At 71.6% G+C, this 20,501-nt stretch carries 6 protein-coding genes; 4 read left to right on the plus strand and 2 right to left on the minus strand.

Annotated elements, in window-relative coordinates; genetic code table 11:
- Window positions 1-80 precede the first annotated feature (80 nt).
- The 3 genes from ABZ412_RS26475 to ABZ412_RS26485 all read left to right on the plus strand — a co-directional run bounded on the left by ABZ412_RS26475 (window position 81) and on the right by ABZ412_RS26485 (window position 16,791).
- A complete protein-coding gene (locus ABZ412_RS26475; protein WP_357285039.1) occupies window positions 81-14,099 on the plus strand; it encodes an amino acid adenylation domain-containing protein in 14,019 nt (4,672 codons plus the stop codon).
- A gap of 319 nt (window positions 14,100-14,418) precedes the next feature.
- The gene (locus tag ABZ412_RS26480; protein ID WP_357285234.1) at window positions 14,419-15,411 is read left to right on the plus strand and encodes an alpha/beta hydrolase family protein; all 993 of its coding nucleotides are present in this window, start codon (window positions 14,419-14,421) and stop codon (window positions 15,409-15,411) included.
- 138 nt (window positions 15,412-15,549) lie between these two features.
- Window positions 15,550-16,791: an Nramp family divalent metal transporter gene (locus tag ABZ412_RS26485; protein WP_357285237.1), complete on the plus strand. Its 1,242-nt coding sequence runs from the start codon at window positions 15,550-15,552 to the stop codon at window positions 16,789-16,791.
- A gap of 9 nt (window positions 16,792-16,800) precedes the next feature.
- Here ABZ412_RS26485 and ABZ412_RS26490 read toward each other — a convergent pair whose 3' ends face one another.
- Window positions 16,801-17,589, minus strand: coding sequence for an enoyl-CoA hydratase-related protein (locus ABZ412_RS26490; protein ID WP_357285041.1), 789 nt, complete (start codon window positions 17,587-17,589; stop codon window positions 16,801-16,803).
- Between the two features lie 127 nt (window positions 17,590-17,716).
- Here ABZ412_RS26490 and ABZ412_RS26495 point away from each other — a divergent pair, with 127 nt between their 5' ends.
- Complete coding sequence (locus ABZ412_RS26495) at window positions 17,717-18,958, plus strand: TetR family transcriptional regulator (RefSeq protein WP_357285044.1); 1,242 nt, start codon at window positions 17,717-17,719, stop codon at window positions 18,956-18,958.
- A 61-nt stretch (window positions 18,959-19,019) separates the two neighbouring features.
- Here the strand turns inward: ABZ412_RS26495 and ABZ412_RS26500 are convergent, their stop codons facing one another.
- Window positions 19,020-20,501: an aldehyde dehydrogenase family protein gene (locus ABZ412_RS26500; protein WP_357285048.1), complete on the minus strand. Its 1,482-nt coding sequence runs from the start codon at window positions 20,499-20,501 to the stop codon at window positions 19,020-19,022.

A 20,501-nucleotide genomic window follows, 5' to 3' on the forward strand; every position in this document is an offset into this window, starting at 1 on the left:
AGCAACACGGACAGGATGAGGACAAGCTGCATGATTCGGGTGGTCGGGGACCGGAAGAACGAGCTCGTGGCGGTGCAGGCATGACCCGCACGGCTCGCGTACGCCCGACCCGGACCCGCCGCGGACCGCACGTCCCGACCCTGCCGCAACTCATGGCCACCGCCGTGGAGGCCAACCCGGGCGGCACCGCCGTCGTCCTGGCCGACGCCGACGCCGCCCTGGCGCGCCTCGGCTACGGCGAACTCGACGAACGCTCCAACCGGCTGGCCCGGCTGCTCATCGCGCGCGGCATCGGCCCGGAGGATCTGGTCGCGGTCGGCATCCGCCGCTCGGTGGAGTCCGTGGTCGCGGTCTGGGCGGTCGCCAAGACCGGCGCCGGCTTCGTGCCCGTCGACCCCAGCTACCCGGCCGACCGCGTGCTGCACATGGTCACCGACTCCGGCGCGGTCCTCGGCCTGACCGTCGCCGACACCCGCACCACGCTGCCCGCCGCCGTGCCGTGGCTCGACATCGATACCGACGAGTTCCTGGCCGCCGCGAACACCTACTCGGCCGAACCGGTCACCAATGCCGACCGGGTGCGCCCGCTGCGCGCCGAGCACGCCGCCTACGCCATCTACACCTCGGGTTCCACCGGGCTGCCCAAGGGCGTCGTGGTCACCCACACCGGCCTGGCCGCGCTCACCGCGGAGATGCGGGAACGCTTCGGCATCGGCGCGGAGTCGCGGGTGCTGCACGTGGCCACCCCGTCGTTCGACGCCTCCATCATGGAACTGCTGATGGCCGTGGGCGCCGCGGCGACCCTGGTGGTCACCGTGCCCGACGTGTACGGCGGCCCGGAGCTGGGCGCGCTGATCGCCCGCGAAGGCGTCACGCACGGCCTGATCACGCCGTCGGTGCTGGCCTCGCTGGATCCCGAGCAGCTGACGGGCATGGAGTCCATCGTCGGCGGTGGCGAGGCGGTGTCGCCGGAGCTGGTGCGCCGGTGGTCGACCAGCCCGTCGGGCACCCGCCGGTTCTTCAACGCCTACGGGCCCACCGAGGCCACCATCGCCACCAATATCTCCGATCCGCTGGCGGCCGACCGCACGGTCACCATCGGTGCGGCGGTCCGCGGCGCCACCGCGCACGTGCTGGACGAGCGGCTGCGGCCGGTCCCGGCCGGAGCGCCCGGTGAGCTGTACATCGCGGGCGCGCTGCTGGCCCGCGGCTATCACGCCCGGCCCGAACTGACCTCTTCCCGCTTCGTGGCGAATCCGTTCGAGGCAAACGGTTCCCGGCTCTACCGGACCGGCGACCTGGTGCGCGCCAATGCCACCGGTGAACTGGAGTACCTGGGCCGCAACGACTTCCAGGTCAAGATCCGTGGCCTGCGCATCGAACTCGGCGAGATCGACGCCGTGCTGGCGGGCGACGAGTCGGTCGACTTCGCGGTGACCATCGGCCACGAGGTGAACGGCCGCGCCACCGCGCTGGTCTCGTACGTGCATGCCGCACCGGGCTATTCGATCGACACCCTGCAACTGTCCGAGCTGGCGGAACGGGCGCTGCCCGCGCACATGGTGCCCGCCGCCATCATGGAGCTCGACGAGATCCCGCTGACCCCCGCGGGCAAACTGGACCGCCGCGCGCTGCCCGAACCGCAGCTCGAGATCGGCGAGTACCGCGCGCCGGAGACCCCCGCGCAGCTGGCGGTGGCCGAGGTCATCGCCGAGGTGCTGCACCTGGACCGGGTCGGCCTCGACGACGACTTCTTCAGCCTCGGCGTGGATTCCATCACCGCCATCCAGATCGTGTCCCGGGCGCGCGCCCGCGGCCTGGGCTTCAAGCCGCGCGAGATGTTCGCCGCCCGCACCGTGGCCGCGCTGGCCGAGGTGGCGGTGCCGGTCGAGAACGCCACCGCCACCGAGGAACTCGCGACCGGCCCGCTGGTCGAGCTGGACCCCGCCGACGAGGCGCGGCTGCGCGAGCAGTACCCGAACCTGTCCGAGGTGTGGCCGCTGACGCCGCTGCAGTCCGGCATGCTGTTCCACGCCCGCCTGGCCGAATCCTCGGTCGACGCCTACATGGTGCAGTTCGCCCTCGACGTGGCCGGTGAGATCGACGTGGCGCGCGTGCACGCCGCCGCCCGCGCCATGCTGGAACGGCACGTCAACCTGCGGGCCGTCTTCGCCGAGGACAGCGCGGGGAATCCGCTGCAGGTCATCCTCGACGACGTCGAACTGCCCTGGCAGTACCTGGATCTCAGCGACCACGAACCCGCCGAGGCGCTGGCCGAGACCGACCGGCTGATGGCCTTCGACGTGGCCCGCCACTTCGACATGGGCGCGGGCCCGCTGCTGCGCATCACGCTGTTCCGGACCGCCGCGGACCGCTACCGGGTGTGCGTCACCAGCCATCACATCCTCATCGACGGCTGGTCCATGCCGCTGCTGGTGCAGGACATGCTGCTGCTCTACGCGGCCGACGGCGACGCCTCCCGGATCCCCGCGGTGCGCCCCTACCGCGACTACCTGGCCTGGCTGGCCGCCCGCGACCACGGCGCGGCGCGCGAGGCCTGGCGCGAGACCCTCGCCGGATTCGATGACCCGACCCCGCTGGCGGCGGTCGACCCCTCCCGCGAGATCACCTCCGGCATCGGCGAAATCACCTTCACGCTGTCCGAGACCGACACCGCGACCCTGACCAAGGTGGCCCACGACGCGGGCGTCACGCTCAACACCGTCGTGCAGGCCGCGTGGGGTCTGCTCATCGGCCGCAGCACCGACCGCGACGACGTGGTCTTCGGCGCCACCGTCTCCGGCCGTCCGCCGCAGCTGGCGGGCATCGAGACCATGATCGGCCTGTTCCTCAACGCCATTCCGGTGCGGGTGCGGCTGAACGCGGGCGACACCCTCGCGCAGGTGCTGCGGTCGCTGCAGGACGAGCAGGCCGCCCTGCTCGACCACCACTACGTCGGGCTGGGCGAGATCCAGGAGATCGCGGGCGTCGACGGGCTTTTCGACTCCATCGTGGTGTTCGCCTCGTTCCCGGTGGACGAGGAGTCGCTCGACGACGCCGCCGCGCCCATCGACGGCGCGGGCATCCTCGGCGCGTCCGCGACCAACGGCACCCACTACCCGCTCACCGTCATGGTGCAGCCGCGGGGCAAGGGCCTCGGCTTCGGCGTGAAGTACCTGCGCGACCTCTTCGACGAGGACGCCGCGCAGGCCATCGCCGACCGGCTCGCGGCGCTGCTCGGCCGCATCGCCGCCGATCCGCGGGCCCGCGTGGCCGAGATCGACGCGCTGCTCGACGGCGAACGCCGCGCGCTGGCCGAGGTCAACGCCACCGAAGTGCCCGAGCTGCAGGACGATTCGACGCTGCTCACCCTGTTCGACGCCCAGGTGGCCCGGACCCCCGACGCCCCCGCCGTCGTCTTCGACCGCATCAGCCTCACCTACGCCGAGCTCGACGCCCGCTCCCGTCGCCTGGCCCAGGAACTCACCCTGCGCGGCGTCGGCGCGGAATCCCGGGTGGCCGTGGCCATGCGGCGCAGCATCGACCTGGTCGTGGCCGTCTACGCGGTGCTGCGGTCCGGTGGCGCGTACGTGCCGGTCGACCCCGATCATCCGGCCGAGCGCAACGAGTACGTGCTGGCCGGATCCGCGCCGGTGTGCGTGCTCACCCGCGCCGCCGACGACTTCGAAACCGCTTCCGGCGTCCCGCTGTTCTTCGTGGACGCGCTCGCCGGCGCGGACCAGTTCGTCGAGGTGGCCCCCGCTCCGGTACGCCCGGACAATGCCGCCTACGTCATCTACACCTCCGGCTCCACCGGCCGCCCCAAGGGCGTGGTGATCACGCACCGGCAGATGGCCAACCAGTTCCGCTGGTCGCAGCGCACCTACCCGCACCGTCCCGGCGACGTGGTGCTGCACAAGACGCCGATCACCTTCGACATCTCCACCTGGGAGCTGTTCTGGCCCTTGCAGACCGGCGCGACCGTGGTGGTCGCCGAGCCGGACGGGCACCGCGACCCGGCCTACATCGCGCGCGTGATCGACGAATACGCGATCACCTCGGTGCATTTCGTGCCGTCCATGCTCGACGCGTACCTCGACGGCGCGGCCCGGCGGCACCCCTCGCTGCGCTGGGTGTTCGCCGCCGGTGAGGCGCTGTCCGCCGAGAGCGCCGCGAAATTCGCGGCGGCGCTGCCGGACACGAAGCTGGTGAACTGGTACGGCCCCGCCGAGGCCACCGTGGTCACCGCCCACCCGGCCGAGCACACGCACGGCGTCGCGGTGCCGATCGGTGGCCCCGTCGCCAACACCCGAGTCCTGGTGCTGGACCGGCAGCTGCGCCCCGTGCCGTTCGGCGCGGCCGGCGAACTGTATGTCGCCGGTGTGCAATTGGCGCGTGGCTACCTCGGCGCGCCCGCGCTGACCGCCGAACGCTTCGTCGCCCACGAGGGCGGGCAGCGGCTCTACCGCACCGGCGACGTGGTCCGCTGGGTGCCGTCCGGCGGTGCTGAGCTCGCCGGCTCGGCCGGCACCGGCCACGCCCTGGAATACCTGGGCCGCAGCGACTTCCAGATCAAGCTGCGCGGCCAGCGCATCGAACTCGGCGAGATCGAGACCGTGCTGCTCGGCCACCCCGCCGTGCACCGCGCCGCCGTCTCCCTGGTGCGCGGCGAGACCGGCGACCGCCTGGTCGCCTACGTGGTGCTCGAGGACGACGCGCAGGTCACCGATACCGACCTGCTCGCCCACACCCGCGAATCCGTGCCTTCCTACATGGTGCCCTCGGCCGTGGTGCGCCTGGAGGCCATGCCGCTCAACGCCTCCGGCAAGCTCGACCGCAAGGCGCTGCCGGTGCCGCAGTTCCAGGCCCGCGAATACCGCGAGCCCGCCACGGCCGCCGAGCAGACGGTGGCCGAGATCTTCGCGACCGTGTTGCGCGCCGACCGCGTCGGCGCCGACGACGACTTCTTCCAACTCGGCGGCAACTCGCTCAACGCCACCCAGGTGGTGGCCCGCCTGGGCGCGGCCATCGGCGCCCGGGTCCCGGTCCGCGCCCTGTTCGAGCACCCGACCGTCGCCGAACTCGCGAATTCCCTGGACGCGCTGGCCGATTCGGCCCTCGCCGGCACTGCCCCGTTGCGGCCCATGCCGCGCCCGGAGCTGATCCCGCTGTCCTACGCGCAGCAGCGCATGTGGTTCCTCAACCGGCTCGACCCGGAGGCCGCCACCTACAACCTGCCCACCGCGCTGCGCGTCACCGGCCCGCTGGACGTGCCCGCGCTGCGCGACGCCGTGGCCGACCTGGTGGCCCGGCACGAGGTGCTGCGCACCTACTACCCCGAACACGACGGCGTCGGCCACCAGCTGATCCTGGCCGTCGACGCGCCCGACGCCATGCCGTCGCTGCCGGTCGTGCCGGTCACCGAAGCCGAAGTGGCCCAGGTGGTCTCGGAGGCCGCGTTCGCGCCGTTCGACGTGACCGTCGCGCCCCCGGTGCGGCTGCGCCTGCTGCGTCTGAGCGACGACGACCACGTGCTGGTGTGCGTGGTCCACCACATCGCCGGTGACGGCTTCTCCGGCGGCCCGCTCACCCGCGACCTGATGACCGCCTACTTCGGCCGTATGCAGGGCCGGGAGCCGGAGTGGTCGCCGCTGCCGGTGCAGTACGCGGACTTCGCGCTGTGGCAGCGCGAGAGCCTCGGCGACGAGCACGATCCCGCCTCGCCGCTGGCCCGCCAGTTCGACTTCTGGCGTGACACCCTCGCCGGACTGCCCGACCAGCTGGAACTGCCCACCGACCGGCCCCGCCCGGTGGTGGCCTCCGGTCGCGGCGCGGTGCACGTCTTCGATATCGATCCGCATGTGCACGCCGCCCTGAACCGGGTCGCGCAGCAGCACAACACGACCCTGTTCATGGTGCTGCACGCCGCCTTCGCGGTGCTGCTGGCACGCGTGTCGGGCACCCGCGACATCGCCATCGGCGCGCCCATCGCGGGCCGCGGCGAGGCCGCCCTGGACGAGCTCATCGGCATGTTCGTCAACACCCTGGTGCTGCGCACCGAGATCGACCCGAACGCCGGTTTCGCGGAACTGCTGACCGCGGTCCGCCGCACCGACCTGGCCGCCTTCGAGCACGCCGACGCGCCGTTCGAACGCATCGTGGAACTGCTGGATCCGCCGCGCTCGCAGGCCCGGCACCCGCTGTTCCAGGTGTCGATGACGCTGCAGAACATGACCCCGGCGGTGTTCGAGCTGCCCGGCGTCACCGTCTCCGACGTCGACCTGACCGTGCCGGTCGCCAAGTTCGACCTGGATCTCACCCTGGTCGAGCGCACCTCCACCGACGGTGTGGCGCAGGGTATCTCGGCCGCGTTCACCTACGCGACCGACCTGTTCGACGCCGACACCATGGATCGCCTGGCCGAGCGCCTGCGCCGCACCCTGGTCGCCGCCGCCACCCACCCCGAACGCGCCGTCGGCGACTTCGACCTGCTGGCCGTGGACGAACGCCAGCGGGTGATGACGGACTGGAACGCCACCGCCGTCGATCTCACGGCCGGGCAGCACGCCTGGACCTCCACGCTGCTCTCGCAGTTCGAGAACCAGACCCTGCGCACCCCCGACGCGATCGCGATCGACAGCGGCGGCGAACGTGTCACCTACGGCGAGTTCGCGGCCCGCGTGCACCGCCTCGCGCGACGCCTGATCGCCGAGGGCGTCGGCCCGGAAACGCTGGTGGCCCTGCACATCCGGCGGTCGCTGGACTTCGTCACCGCCGCCTACGCGGTACTGGCGGCCGGCGGCGCGTACGTGCCGCTGGACCCGGACCAGCCCGCCGAACGGGTCGCCCACGTACTCGACACCGCCGACCCGGTGTGCGTGCTCACCACCTCGCGCGACAGCTTCGACGCCGGCGAGCGCCGCGTGCTCGAGGTCGACACCGCGATCCTGGCCGGCTACGCCGAATACCCGGTCACCGACGGGGAACGCCGGGCGCCGCTGCGGCCCGAGCACACCGCGTACGTCATCTTCACTTCCGGCTCCACCGGCCGCCCCAAGGGCGTCGCGGTGCCGCACGCCGCCGCGGTGAACCAGATCCGCTGGATCACCGGCGAATACGGGATCGGCCGCGACGACGTGGTGCTGTTCAAGACCCCGGCCACCTTCGACGTCTCGGTGTGGGAACTGTTCGCTCCCTTGGCCACCGGCGGCCGCATGATCGTCGCCACCCCCGACGGCCACCGCGACCCGCAGTACCTGGCCGACGTCATCGCCGCGCACAACGTCACCATCACCTCGTTCGTGCCGTCCATGCTGCGGATGTTCGCCGCCACCGCCGACCCGGAGCGGATCGGTTCGCTGCGTGCGCTGCTGGTGGCCGGTGAGGCCTTCACCTCCGACGCCGTGGACGCCTTCCGCGCGATCAGCCCGGCCGCCCTGCACAACCTGTACGGGCCCACCGAATTCACCGTGCACGCCACCGCCGCGCCCGTCCCCGCCGATGTGGCCGGGGCCGTGCCGATCGGCGGCCCGGTCTGGAACGCCCGCGCCTACGTGCTCGACGCGCGCCTGCATCCGGTCGCCCCCGGCCTGGTGGGCGAGCTGTACCTGGCGGGCGCGCAGCTGGCGCGCGGCTACGTCGGCCGCCCCGACCTGAGCGCGGAACGCTTCGTGGCCAGCCCCTTCGGCCGCGGCGAGCGCATGTACCGCACCGGCGACCTGGTGAAGTGGAACGCCGACGGCGACCTGGTCTACCTGGGCCGCAGCGACTTCCAGGTGAAGCTGCGCGGCCTGCGCATCGAACTCGGCGAGATCGAGGCCGCCCTCACCGCGCACGAATCCGTGGACCAGGCCGTGGTGGTGCTGCACTCCTCCGAGCACACCGGCGACATGCTGGCCGCCTACGTGGTGCCCGCCGCCGGCGGCGCCATCGATCAGGACGCGCTGCGCACCCACCTGGCCGCCCGGCTGCCGTCCTACATGGTGCCCGCCGCCACGGTGGTGCTCGACGCCATGCCGGTCAACGCCAACGGCAAACTGGACCGGAAGGCCCTGCCCACACCGGAATTCGAGGCGCGCGAGTTCCGCGCCCCCGTCTCCACGGTCGAGCTGGCCGTCGCCGCGGTCTTCGCCGAGACCCTCGGACTGGACCGGCCCGTCGGCCTCGACGACGACTTCTTCGCCCTCGGCGGCAACTCGCTGGTCGCCACCCAGGTGGTGGCCCGCATCAACACCGCGCTCGAATCCGGGCTCGGTGTGCGCGACCTGTTCGAGGCCACCACCGTCGACGAACTGGCCCGGCGCGTACTGACCGGCAGCGGCGGCCGCCGCCGTCCGCCGCTGGTCGCGGGCCCGCGCCCGGAGCTGGTGCCGCTCTCGCTGGCCCAGCAGCGGATGTGGTTCCTGAACCAGTTCGACACCGCCGCAACCGCTTACAACCTGCCGATGGCGCTGCGCCTGGACGGCGAACTGAACGTCGAGGCGCTGCGCCAGGCCGTCGCGGACCTGGTGGCCCGTCACGAGACCCTGCGCACCGTGTACCCGCAGAGCGGGGGAGCGGCCCACCAGGTCGTGCTGCCCGCCGAACAGGCGGTGCCGGAACTCACCGCCGAGCCCGCCGCGGCCGCCGACCTACCCGAGCTGATCGGCACACTGCTGGCCACCGGCTTCGACGTCACCCGCGAGATCCCGCTGCGCGTCCGCCTTTTCGAGGTGGAACCCGCCGTGCACGTGATCGTGCTGGTCGCCCACCACATCAGCGCCGACGGCTGGTCCATGGGCCCGCTGGCCCGCGACCTGATGACCGCCTACATCGCGCGCTCGGCCGGGGCCGCGCCCGCGTGGACCCCGCTCGCCGTCCAGTACGCCGACTACAGCCTCTGGCAGCGCACCGTCCTCGGCTCGGAAACCGATGAGCAGAGCCTGATCTCGGAGCAGGCCGCCCACTGGCGCACCGCGCTGGCCGGGCTGCCCGACGAGCTCAACCTGCCCGCCGACCACCCGCGCCCGCCGGTATCCAGCTTCCGCGGCGGCCTGGTGCCCTTCCACATCGACGCCGAACTCCAGCAGGGTCTGGCGCGCATCGCCCGCGAGCAGAACGCCACCCTGTTCATGGTCGTGCACTCCGCGCTGGCCCTGTTCCTGGCGCGCCTGTCCGGCACCGACGACATCGCCATCGGCACGCCCGTCGCGGGCCGCGGCGAGGCCGCCCTCGACGATGTCATCGGCATGTTCGTCAACACCCTGGTGCTGCGCTCGCACGTGGACGGCGGACTCCGCTTCCACGAACTGCTCGCCGCCACCAAGGAAGCCGACCTGCAGGCCTTCGCGCACGCGGACCTGCCGTTCGAGCGGCTGGTCGAGGTGCTCAACCCCGAGCGCTCGACCGCCCGCAACCCGCTGTTCCAGGTCATGCTGGCCTTCCAGAACACCCCCGACAGCGACTTCGAGCTGCCCGGACTGCGGATCAGCGCCCTGGACTCCGGGATCCAGACCTCCCAGTTCGACCTGTCGCTGACCGTCCGCGAAGGCGACGCGGACAGCGGCCTGCACGCCGTGTTCACCTACGCGCGCGACCTTTTCGAACAGCGCACCGTGGAAGTCTTCGCGGAGCGCTTCGTCCGGCTGCTCGAGGCCATCGTGGACCGGCCCGTCACCGCCATCGGCGACCTGCCGCTGCTCGACGCCGACGAGTACGAACTGCTCACCCACGTGCACGGCGACGAGGTGATGGCCACCGCGCTGCTGCCCGAGCTGCTCACCCGCGGCGTCGCCCTCGGCCGCGACCGTGTCGCCATCCGCTACCGCGGGCACTCCATCAGCTACGGCGAACTCGACGACTACTCCTCGCAGCTGGCCCGGGTGCTCATCCGGCACGGCGTCGGCCCGGAAAAGCTGGTCGCCGTGGCCTTCCCGCGCTCGTTCGAGATGGTCGCCGCGGTGCTCGCCATTGCCAAGGCCGGTGGCGCGCACGTGCCCGTCGACCCCGCCTATCCGGCGGACCGGGTGCGGCACATGGTCTCCGACTCCGGCGCCGTCATCGGCATCACCAGCAAGGCCTTCCAGCCCACGCTGCCCGGTGAGGTCGAATGGCTGTGCCTCGACGACGCCGCCACCGACCGCCGGTGCGCGGCCGAGTCCCCGGAACCGGTGACCGACGCCGATCGCGTCGCCCCGATCCGCATGGCCAACCCCGCCTACGTCATCTACACCTCCGGCTCCACCGGAATGCCCAAGGGCGTCACCGTCACCCACGCCGGCCTCGGCGGCCTCAGCGACTACGCGACCGGCCTCTACGACCTCGACCCCGAGCACCGGATGCTGCACATCTGCTCGCCCAGTTTCGATCCCTCGGTGCTGGAATGGATCTGCGCGTTCGCCACCGGTGCGGCCCTCGTGATCGTGCCCCGCGAGATCCTCGGCGGACCCGAACTCGCCGAACTCATGCGCCGCGAGAACGTCACTCACGCGATCATCACCCCCGCGGTGCTCGGCACCGTCGACCCGGCCGGGCAGTCGCAGATGGAAGTGGTGTCGGTCGGCGGCGACGTCACCCCGCCGGAACTGGTGGCCAAGTGGAAGACCGGAAATCGCGTCTACCACAACGCGTACGGGCCCACCGAGACCACCATCATCTCCACCTACGCGCAGCTGGAACCGGGCCGCCACATCACCATCGGCTCCCCGGTGCACGGCATGTCGGCGCTGGTGCTGGACTCCCGCCTGAACCCGGTGCCGCCGGGCGTCGCGGGCGAGCTGTACCTGTCCGGCGGCGCGCTCGCGCGCGGCTACCGCAACAGGGCCGCGCTCTCGGCGGAACGGTTCGTCGCGAACCCGTGGGGTGAACCCGGCTCGCGCATGTACCGCACCGGCGACGTGGTCCGCTGGTTCGCCGAACCCGAACTCCGGGACGGCAATCTGGCCGGGACCCAGGTCGGCTGGGAGCTCGACTATGTCGGGCGCTCCGACTTCCAGGTCAAGGTGCGCGGCTTCCGCATCGAACTCGGCGAGATCGACGCCGTGCTGGCCACCCACCCGGCGGTCGAGTACGCCGTCACCGTGGGCCGCAAGAACCACGCGGGCGTCACCGTCCTGGTGTCGTACGTGCTGGCCACGCCCGGCCACTCGCCCGACCCGGACCTGCTCACCGAGCACGCCGCGCGGACCCTGCCGCCGCACATGGTGCCCGCCGCCATCCTGATCCTGGACGAACTGCCGCTCACCCCGGTCGGCAAGCTGGACCGCAAGGCCCTGCCGGAACCCGAACTGCGCCAAGGCGAATACCGCGCCCCGAGCAACCCGCTCGAGGAGACGGTGGCCGGGGCCTTCGCCGAGGCCATCGGCCTCGACCGGGTCGGCGTCGACGACGACTTCTTCGCCATCGGCGGCAACTCGCTGCTGGCCACCGGCATCGTCGCCAAACTGCGCGAGCTCACCGGCGCCGAGGTGCTGGTGTCCTGGTTCTTCACCGAGCCCACGGTGGCCGGGCTCAGCGCCCGCATCGCCGCGGCGCTCGAGGGCGAGCACGACTTCGACGCCGCGGTCGACTCGGCCCTCGGCGTGCTGCTGCCCATCCGGGCCACCGGCACCCGCGCGCCGCTGTTCTGCGCGCCGCCCATGGTCGGCATGGCCTGGCCTTACGCCGGACTGTCCCGGTTCCTGCCCGAGGACCAGCCGATCTACGGTCTGCAGTCCCCGGCCCTCACCGCGGACGACTATCGGCCCGAATCGCTGACCGAGGTCGCGCGGACCTACATCGAGGCCATGCGTGAGGTCCAGCCCGAGGGCCCGTACCGGCTGCTCGGCTACTCCCTCGGCGGTGTGCTCGCGCACGCCATCGCCACCGAACTGCGGGCCGCCGGCGACCGCGTCGACCTGCTGGCCGTGCTCGACGCCTACCCGGGCGCCGAATTCGACAGCTTCCGTGAGGATCTGCGCGCGCAGTTCGCGGAATTCGGCGTCGGCGAGGACGCGCTGCCCGCGGGCGACCTGCAGGACCTCAGCGACGAGGCGCTGCACGCCCTGCACGCCGCCATCCCCGCCGAACTGGCCGTGCTCACCGTGGACCGGCTGCGGCGCATGTACCGCGGCGCGGTCCGCACCGTGGAACTCGGTGCGCGCTACCGGCATTCGGTGCTCGACACCCGGATGGACCTGTTCTCCGCCGAATTCGGCCGCGAGGACGGCGAACCGCACAGCGTCGAGGACTGGCGGCCCTACGTCACCGGCCGCATCGCCGAACACGTTGTCCCGGTGCGGCATCAGCTCATGTGCACCCCGGAGGCGTTCGCGGTCATCGGCCCGCGCCTGGCCGAGCTCATCGAACGCGCCGACCGCGGCGACACGGCGGAAACCGCCGAACCGGCGGACAACTCGGCGACGGTGGACAAGGCTGAACCGGTGCAGAGCGCCGAACCGGCGAACAACGCCGACTCGATGAACAACGCCGACGACTGGGCCATCACCCAGGTGCTGCCGATCATCCGGCCCGAGGACCTCGCGCCGCCGGTCAAACTGCACGATCCCGCCGAACCCGCGCGCTCGGTGGGCTCCGGACCCGATGTCGCCGTCGAACCCGACGTCGCGTTCCGGCCGGAGCCGGAGACCGCCGCGCCGCGGTACGACATGCCGGCGGTCTCGGAATCCGGGCCCACCGCGTCCCGCGACGCCGGGGCGGCGGATCAGCCCGGGACCGAACCGGATTCGGCCGTCGACACCCCCGCCATTCCGGTCGCGCCGAGCACCGGCCGCCCCGCGGTCCCGGTGCCCGCCGCGTCCGGCCCCGCGCTGAGCGCGGTCGGCGAGGTGTCGCCGCTGCCCGCCGGAGCCATAGGCCTGCTCGAGGTGGAGCCGTCCGGCATCTGGGTCCGGGCCATCACCCTCGACATCGCCGCCGGCATCTCCGGCACCCGCGTGCGCCGTTCGGTCGCCGGTCTCCTGGACCGGCACCCCGGCCTGTGGGCGCGCCTGCGCCGTGACGGCGACACCGTGGCGTTGGACATTCCCGCCGTGCAGCCGCGTGGCGCGGCGGTGGTGTGGCAGATCGACCCGAACGTCGAGGCCGTCGGTGACCCCATCGAGGCCGTGATCCACGCCGCCGCAGCCGAACTCGACCCGGAGCGCGGCTACAACATGCGCTTCGTCCTGCTCGAGAACGGGGCCGCGGACGGCGGCGCCGGGGACCATCCCGCCGCCGTGCTGGTGGTGGTCGCCAACGGCCTGGTGGTGGACGACGCCTCGTGGCGCACCGTCATCGAGGACCTCACGGCTTCCTGGTCCGGCGGCCACGCCACCCCGCACAGCGCCGACGCGCACCCGCGCGGCGTCGCCCGGGCCCTGGCCGACCGTGCCGTGGACGACGCCACCGTCGACGAATTGGACTGGTGGCGTCAGGCGCTCGCGGGCGTGACCGAGGGCATCTCCCCGGACCTGGTGCTCGGCGAGGCCGACTCCGGCAGCCGCGGGCGGGTCTCGGTGGCCATCACCGGGGAGGGCGCGGCCGCCGTCGACGCCGTCGCCCGCCGCTACCACGCCAGCATCGACGAGGTGCTGCTCGCCGCGCTGGCCGCGACCCTGCTCGACCCGGACTCCGAAACGCTGCGCGACACACTGGGTTCGGTGGTGCGCCTGATCGCCGACGGCCGCGTCCCCGGCGACCGGGACGGGCTGCGCACGGTCGGCGCGTTCAGCACCAGCTACCCGTTCCCGCTCCGGCTCGAGGGTCTGGACCTGGCCGAGGTGCGCTCCGGCGGGCCCGGCGCGGGCTCGGTCATCGAGCAGATCCGGGATTTCGCGCGCGAAGTGCCCTCGCACGGTGTCGGATTCGGGCTGCTGCGGTACCTGAACCCGGACACGGTCGCCGAGATCGCGGTGCTTCCGTTGGGCCGCATCGGCTTCCGCTACCGGGATCTGCGTCCCGCCGAGGTCTACCCGGAGCCGGTGGCGGCCGACCTGTACCTGGACGTCACCGTCGACACCAGTCAGGACGGGCTCGTCGCCCGCTTCGACTTCGTCGGCGCGGTATTGACCCTGGACCAGGTCAAGCAGCTGGTCGAGGGCTGGGTGCAGGCGCTGGCCGGTCTCGCCGACCACGGCCGCTGAGCGGTGACGGCACAGCGGCCGCGCTGTCGACAGCACAGCCGCTGAGCTGGACACGAACGGCAATCGATGGGCGACGCGCGGCAGCCCGATGGGCCGCGCCGCGCGACCCGCCCGTAACATTGCGGCTGTTGCGGCGATGGGATAAGCCGTATGGTCTGTCGGGGGTCGAGACAACCGGAATACCGGACCGCGTGGTCTCCGACCAGCAAACGACACGAGATGAAGGTGCGAAACATTGATTCGTCGACATGTCCGGAACGGCCGGCGCGGGGCGCGAGCCGCGGCCTTCCTCGCCGCCACCGCGGTTCTCACCGGTCTCATGACCGGTGTCGGCGGCGGTTCCGCCTCCGCTGACCCGATCATCGACGGCAAGAAGCTGCTGGCCGACCCGGTCTCGGCAGACGGTTCGAAGATCACCAAGGCCGAGATGAAGGACGACCGGAACATCCGGCTCTACGTCTACTCCGCGGCCATGAGCGCCACCTACCCGGTCGACGTGCAGCGTCCCGCCGACACCTCGGTCCCGCGCCCGACCCTGTACCTGCTCAACGGCGCCGGCGGCGGTCAGGACGACGCCTCCTGGGTGAAGAAGACCAATATCGTCAACGGCTTCCTCGGCGACAAGAACGTCAACGTGGTCCAGCCCATCGGCGGCAAATGGTCCTACTACCAGGACTGGAACAACGACGACCCGACCCTGGGTCGCAACAAGTGGACCACCTTCTTCAGCGAGGAACTGCCCCCGCTGATCGACGCCGCGCTCGGCACCAACGGCGTCAACGCCATCGCCGGCATCTCCACCTCGGGCACCACCGTGCTCACCCTGGCCGAGGCCAAGCCGGACCTGTACAAGTCCGTCGCCGCCTACTCCGGCTGCGCCCAGATGGCCGACCCGCAGGGGCAGGAGTTCATGCGCCTGACCGTCGAGACCTGGGGCGGCGGCAAGCTGGAGAACATGTACGGCCCGGCGAACTCGCCCGACTGGGCGGCGCACGACCCGGTCATCAACGCGGACAAGCTGCGCGGCATCAACCTCTACATCTCCTCCGGTAGCGGTCTGCCCGGCCAGTACGACACCCTCAACGGCGCCTACGCGCTGCCCGGCTCCTACGGCCTGGCCAACCAGATGATCATCGGTGGCGTCATCGAGGCGGGCACCAACTTCTGCAGCCACAACCTCGCGAACAAGCTGAACTCGCTGGGCATCCCGGCCACCTACAACTTCCGGCCGACCGGTACCCACTCGTGGGGCTACTGGAACGACGAGTTCATCGCGTCGTGGCCGCTGCTCGCCCAGGGTCTCGGCATCTAGAGACCCACGCGCACAACGTGATACGGCCCGGCACCGGAAGGTGCCGGGCCGTTCGCCGTTATGGCTGTGGTCACAGGGTGCACGGAAGGGCTAAACAAAAAGTTCGGGAACCCGTAAACTCATCTTGTGAGTACCAGCGTGGCCGATAAGAGCAGCACCCCGTTCCAGCGAGCGCGGTCGGCCAGTGTGCTGCTGGGCCCCGCCTTCGTCGCCGCGATCGCCTATGTCGATCCCGGCAATGTCGCCTCCAATATCAGCGCCGGCGCCGAATACGGCTATCTGCTCGTCTGGGTCGTGGTGATGGCCAACATCATGGCCGGGCTGGTGCAGTTCCTGTCCGCGAAACTCGGCCTGGTGACCGGCCGCTCCCTCCCGGAAGTGGTGCGCGCCAAGGCCGGTCGCTGGGTGCGGCTCAGCTATTGGGCCCAGGCCGAGACCGTCGCGGTGGCAACCGATCTCGCCGAGGTCGTCGGCGGCGCCATCGCGCTCAACCTGCTGTTCGGACTGCCGCTCATGGTCGGCGGCATCATCACCGGCTTCGTATCGATGATCCTGCTGCTCATCCAGAACCATCGCGGGCAGCGGCCCTTCGAACGCGTCATCACCGGACTGCTCGGCATCATCGCCATCGGATTCCTTGCCTCCGTGGTCATCTCACCGCCCTCCGCGTCCGGCACCGTCGGCGGCCTGGTGCCCCGCTTCGCCGACTCCGGCAGCGTGCTGCTGGCCGCCGCCATGATCGGCGCGACCGTCATGCCGCACGTGGTCTACCTGCACTCCGGCATGGCCCGTGACCGGCACGGGCACCCCGAGGTCGGCGCGGCTCGAAATCGCCTGCTGCGCATCACCCGCTACGACGTCGCCCTGGCCATGCTGCTCGCGGGCACCGTGAACCTGGCCATGCTGCTCATGGCCGCCAAGACCCTGCGCGGCCGCGAGGGCGTCGACACCATCGAGGGCGCGCACGCCGCGGTGCAGGACGTGCTCGGTCCCGTCGCGGGACTGCTGCTCGCGGTCGGACTGCTCGCCTCCGGGCTGGCGTCCACCTCCGTCGGGGCCTACGCGGGCGCGATGATCATGCAGGGCCTGCTGCACCGGCACGTCCCGCTGGTGGTGCGCCGCGTGATCACGCTGATCCCCGCCCTGGTGGTGCTCGCGGTCGGCATCGATCCCACGCGGGCGCTGATCATCTCGCAGGTGGTGCTGTCGTTCGGGATCCCGTTCGCGCTCATCCCGCTGGTCCGGTTCACCAGCGACCCGGAACTCATGGGGGAGAACGTCAATCACCGTGTCACCACCGGGTTGGCCTGGCTGGTGGCCGCCATCATCACCACGCTCAACGTGGTGCTGATCTACCTGACGGCCACCGGAAAGGGCTGACGCCGGGCGCTACTCGGCGAAGACGGCCGTGCGCTTCTGCAGCATGGCCGCCGCGCCCTCGGCGAAATCGCCGGAGCCCAGCAGTTCGCACTGGCCCGTCTTCTCGGCGGCCAGCGCGGCCTCGAGCGAGGTCAGCGCCGCCGCGTTGAGGGCGCGCTTGGTGAGCTCCAGCGCCCGGCGCGGGCCGTGCGCCAGCTTGGCGATCACCGCCTCCACCTTGGCGTCCAGCTCCTCGTCGGAGTACACGCCCGCGATCAGACTGTGCTCCAGGGCCTTTCGGGCCGGGAGCCGCTCGCCCAGCAGCGCCATCTCGGCGGCCAGCGGCCGCCCGGCCGCCGCTGCCACCAGCGCCGCCGCCCCGCCGTCGGGCATCAGGCCGATATTGATGAAGGCCAGCAGCAGGTAGGAGTCCTCGGCGGCGTAGGCGAGATCGGCGGCCAGCGCGAACGCCACGCCCACCCCGGCGGCCGCGCCCTTGACCCGGGCGACGACCGGGATCGGCGCGTCCACGATGGCGCGGATCATCCGGTTGGCCACGTCCATGGTCATCTCGGGCGTGATGCCGCGGGCCTTCTCCTCCGGGGCGGAGGACAGGTCGGCGCCGGTGCAGAAGTCGCCGCCCTCACCGGTCAGCGCGATGACCCGGACCGCCGGATCCGCCGAGGCCGCCAGCACGGCGTCGCCCAGGCCCGCCATGGTGTCGTAACTGAGCGCGTTCTTGCGTCTGGGATTGGTGATGGTGATGCGCAGGATGCGCCCGTCCTTGATCGCGGTGTACCCCGGCGTGCTCGTGGTCATCGGGCGCTCCCCAGATATATCTGCGGCCTGGCCGCAGGCTGTGTGTTCGGCTTTGCGAATTGTGGTTAACTTAGGAGCGTTCGTCCGGCACTGTCAACAGCCGGTGTCATCGAGAAGGAGAAACTGTATGGTCGCCGATCGCAGCGAGGCCGCCCTCGCTACCGGGCGACCGGCCGGTACTCCCGACGGGGAATCCGGCCCCCGCCGTCGCCCCAAGAACCGCAAGGCGCAAATCGTACGAGTAGCGGCGCGAGCCTTCGCCGAACGCGGCTACCACCCGGTCGGCGTCGACGAGATCGCGGCCGAGGTCGGCATTTCCGGCCCCGCCCTCTACCGCCACTTCCGCAACAAGTACGCCCTGCTGGTCGCCGCCGCCGAAATGGGCGCGCAGCAATTGCTCGACGCCGCCAAGGCCGCCGACAATCCCGACCTGGAACCGGAACCACGACTCACCGCGCTGATCCGCGGAATCGCCGAGTACACCATCGACGTGCGCCGCGAGGGCGGCCTGTACCGGTGGGAACGCCGCTACCTGGAACGCGAGGACCGCGCCCGCATCCGGGTCATCTACACCGAACTGCACGACACCGTCGCCGCCGCCATCGCCGCGCTCTACCCCGACGCCGATCCGGCCGACACCCAGCTGCGGGCCGCCGCCCTGCTCAGTGCCATCGGATCCATCACCGCGCACCGCACCGCGCTGTCCACCACCCGGCTGGTCAACCTGCTCACCGAGATCTGCTGGGACATCCTGCGCGCCGACCTGCCGCCCGCGCCCGCCCCGGCCACCGGCGAGCCGCTGGTGCGCGGCCTGCCCGTCATCTCCAAGCGCGAGCAGCTGCTCACCGAGGCCATCCGCATCTTCGGACGGCAGGGCTACCACGAGGCCAGCATCGAGGAGATCGGCGCGGCCGCGGGCATCAACGCCTCCAGCGTCTACCGCTACTTCGCCAGCAAGGCCGACCTGCTCGCCGCCGCCTTCCACCGCACCGGCGAACGCGTCGCCATCGCCAACAACGAGGCCCTCGCCGAGGCCACCAGCCGCTCGGACGCCGCCGTGCGGATCGCGGACCGCTTCGCCCGCATGACCTTCGCCATGCCGGAGATCCTGCCGGTCTACTTCTCCGAATTCTCCAATCTGCCCGCCTCCGAACAGCATCGGCTGCGGTCCGTGCAGCGGCAGAACGTCCTGGAATGGGCGAACCTGCTCGACGGCGACCAGGTCGAGGCGCGCTTCCGGGTGCACGCCGCCATCGCCCAGGTCATCGACGTGGGTCGGCGCATCCGATTCGACGGACGGCCGGAGAACCTGGCCCGGGTGAGCGCGCTCATGCGCGCGGTGCTGCTGGGCGCACCCGCCGCCGAATAGATCCGGCGAACAGGTCGGGCCCACCGCCGAATCGGCGTCGGCGGCAGGCCCTCCCGAATCCTCAGACCCGGTGCCGCATCCGGAACAGCGCCCGCGCCACCCGCAACCGGCGCGGATGCTTCTCGAACGTGCCCGAGGTGATCTGGTCCGGCGGGTGCTTCTCGGTGATCGTCTGCGGCCGCGTGAACTCCCGCAGCGTGCGCGGATCCCGGATCCGTCCGGGACCGTTCACGCCGTACACCGGGGCCGTGTTCACCGTGATCAGCTCACTGCGCAGCCGGGCGGCGAACTCCGGGACCGAGCGGACGTCGCGGGTGAACACCGAGACCGTGCGCGGCTTCCGATCCGCGTTCACGCGATCGGCGGCCTCGTCCATCGTGGCCACCCGATTCACCACCAGCACCGGCCCCACGGGCTCGCCGGTCACCGCGGCGCTGTTCTCCGGCACCTCGGTCAGCACGATCGGCTCGATGTAGGGCTCGCGGATCGATTCCAGGCTCCCGACCACCAGCCGCGCGCCCCGGGTCACCGCGTCGCGCACCTGGCGGCGCACCACGTCGATCTGGGCGTCCACGATCATCGGCCCGTAGGAGGCGCGCCGGTCCGCGCCGGGCCGCAACCGCCGGGCCTGATCGGCGACCAGCTCCAGGAACGGCTCGTACACCGAGTCGGCCACGTACACGCACTGCACCCCGGCGGGCTGCTGGCCCGAATTGGCCATGGCGCCGTACACCGCGGCGGCCGCGGCGCTGTCGAGCTTGGCGTCGACCTGGACCACCATCGACCCACGCCCGCCCGGCTCGATGACCAGGGGAGTGGACGCCTCGGCGGCCAGCGCGGCCACCTCGCGCGCCCCTGCGCCCGACCCGGCGTAGGCGAGCTTGTCCACCGGTGCGCGGCACAGGGCGGCGGCGGTGCCGCTGTCGCCGGTGACCACTTGCAGCACCGGCTGATTCGGGGCCAGGTGATTCCAGGTGTCGGCCAGCCACGCGCCCACGCCGGGCGTGAGTTCACTGGGCTTGAACACCACCGCGTTGCCCGACGCCATCGCGCTGGCGATCGAATTCATCGGGGTGAGAACGGGATTGTGCCAAGGCCCCAGCACGCCGACCACACCCAGCGGCAGGTAGCCGATGGTGCCGGTCGGTTCGCGGCGCAGTGTGGCGCCCAGCCGGGTGGTGCGGCCCAGTGTCCGTTCGGCATGTCGCGCAACCCAATCCAGGTGCTCGACGGCCAGGGTGACCTCGATGGCCGCGTCGATGCGCGGCTTGCCGGTCTCGCGGCTGATCAGTTCCACCAGGTCGCGGGTGCCGCGGGCGAGGCTGCGTTTCCAATCCAGCAGCCAGCGTTTGCGGGCATCGAATCCCAGTGCCGCCCACCATTGTTCGGCGCTGCGGGCGGAGCGCACGGTGCGGGTCAGTTCGCCCGCCCCCATGCCTGCGTATTCGCCCACGACTTCCCCGGTTCTGGGGTCGTAGGACGTGAGTACCTTGGATCTGCGCGCGCCGGCGCGTCCTGCTGCCGGCTGCGCCGACTCGGCCAT

Source organism: Nocardia sp. NPDC005746 (assembly GCF_040630785.1).
Taxonomy (GTDB): Bacteria; Actinomycetota; Actinomycetes; order Mycobacteriales; family Mycobacteriaceae; genus Nocardia.

Excerpts from the sequence above, each read along its gene's own strand:
- ABZ412_RS26475 (WP_357285039.1), top strand. The coding sequence starts at position 81 with ATGACCCGCACGGCTCGCGTACGCCCGACCCGGACCCGCCGCGGACCG.
- ABZ412_RS26480 (WP_357285234.1), top strand. The coding sequence starts at position 14,419 with ATGACCGGTGTCGGCGGCGGTTCCGCCTCCGCTGACCCGATCATCGAC.
- ABZ412_RS26490 (WP_357285041.1), bottom strand. The coding sequence starts at position 17,589 with ATGACCACGAGCACGCCGGGGTACACCGCGATCAAGGACGGGCGCATC.
- ABZ412_RS26495 (WP_357285044.1), top strand. The coding sequence starts at position 17,717 with ATGGTCGCCGATCGCAGCGAGGCCGCCCTCGCTACCGGGCGACCGGCC.
- ABZ412_RS26500 (WP_357285048.1), bottom strand. The coding sequence starts at position 20,501 with ATGGCCGAGTCGGCGCAGCCGGCAGCAGGACGCGCCGGCGCGCGCAGA.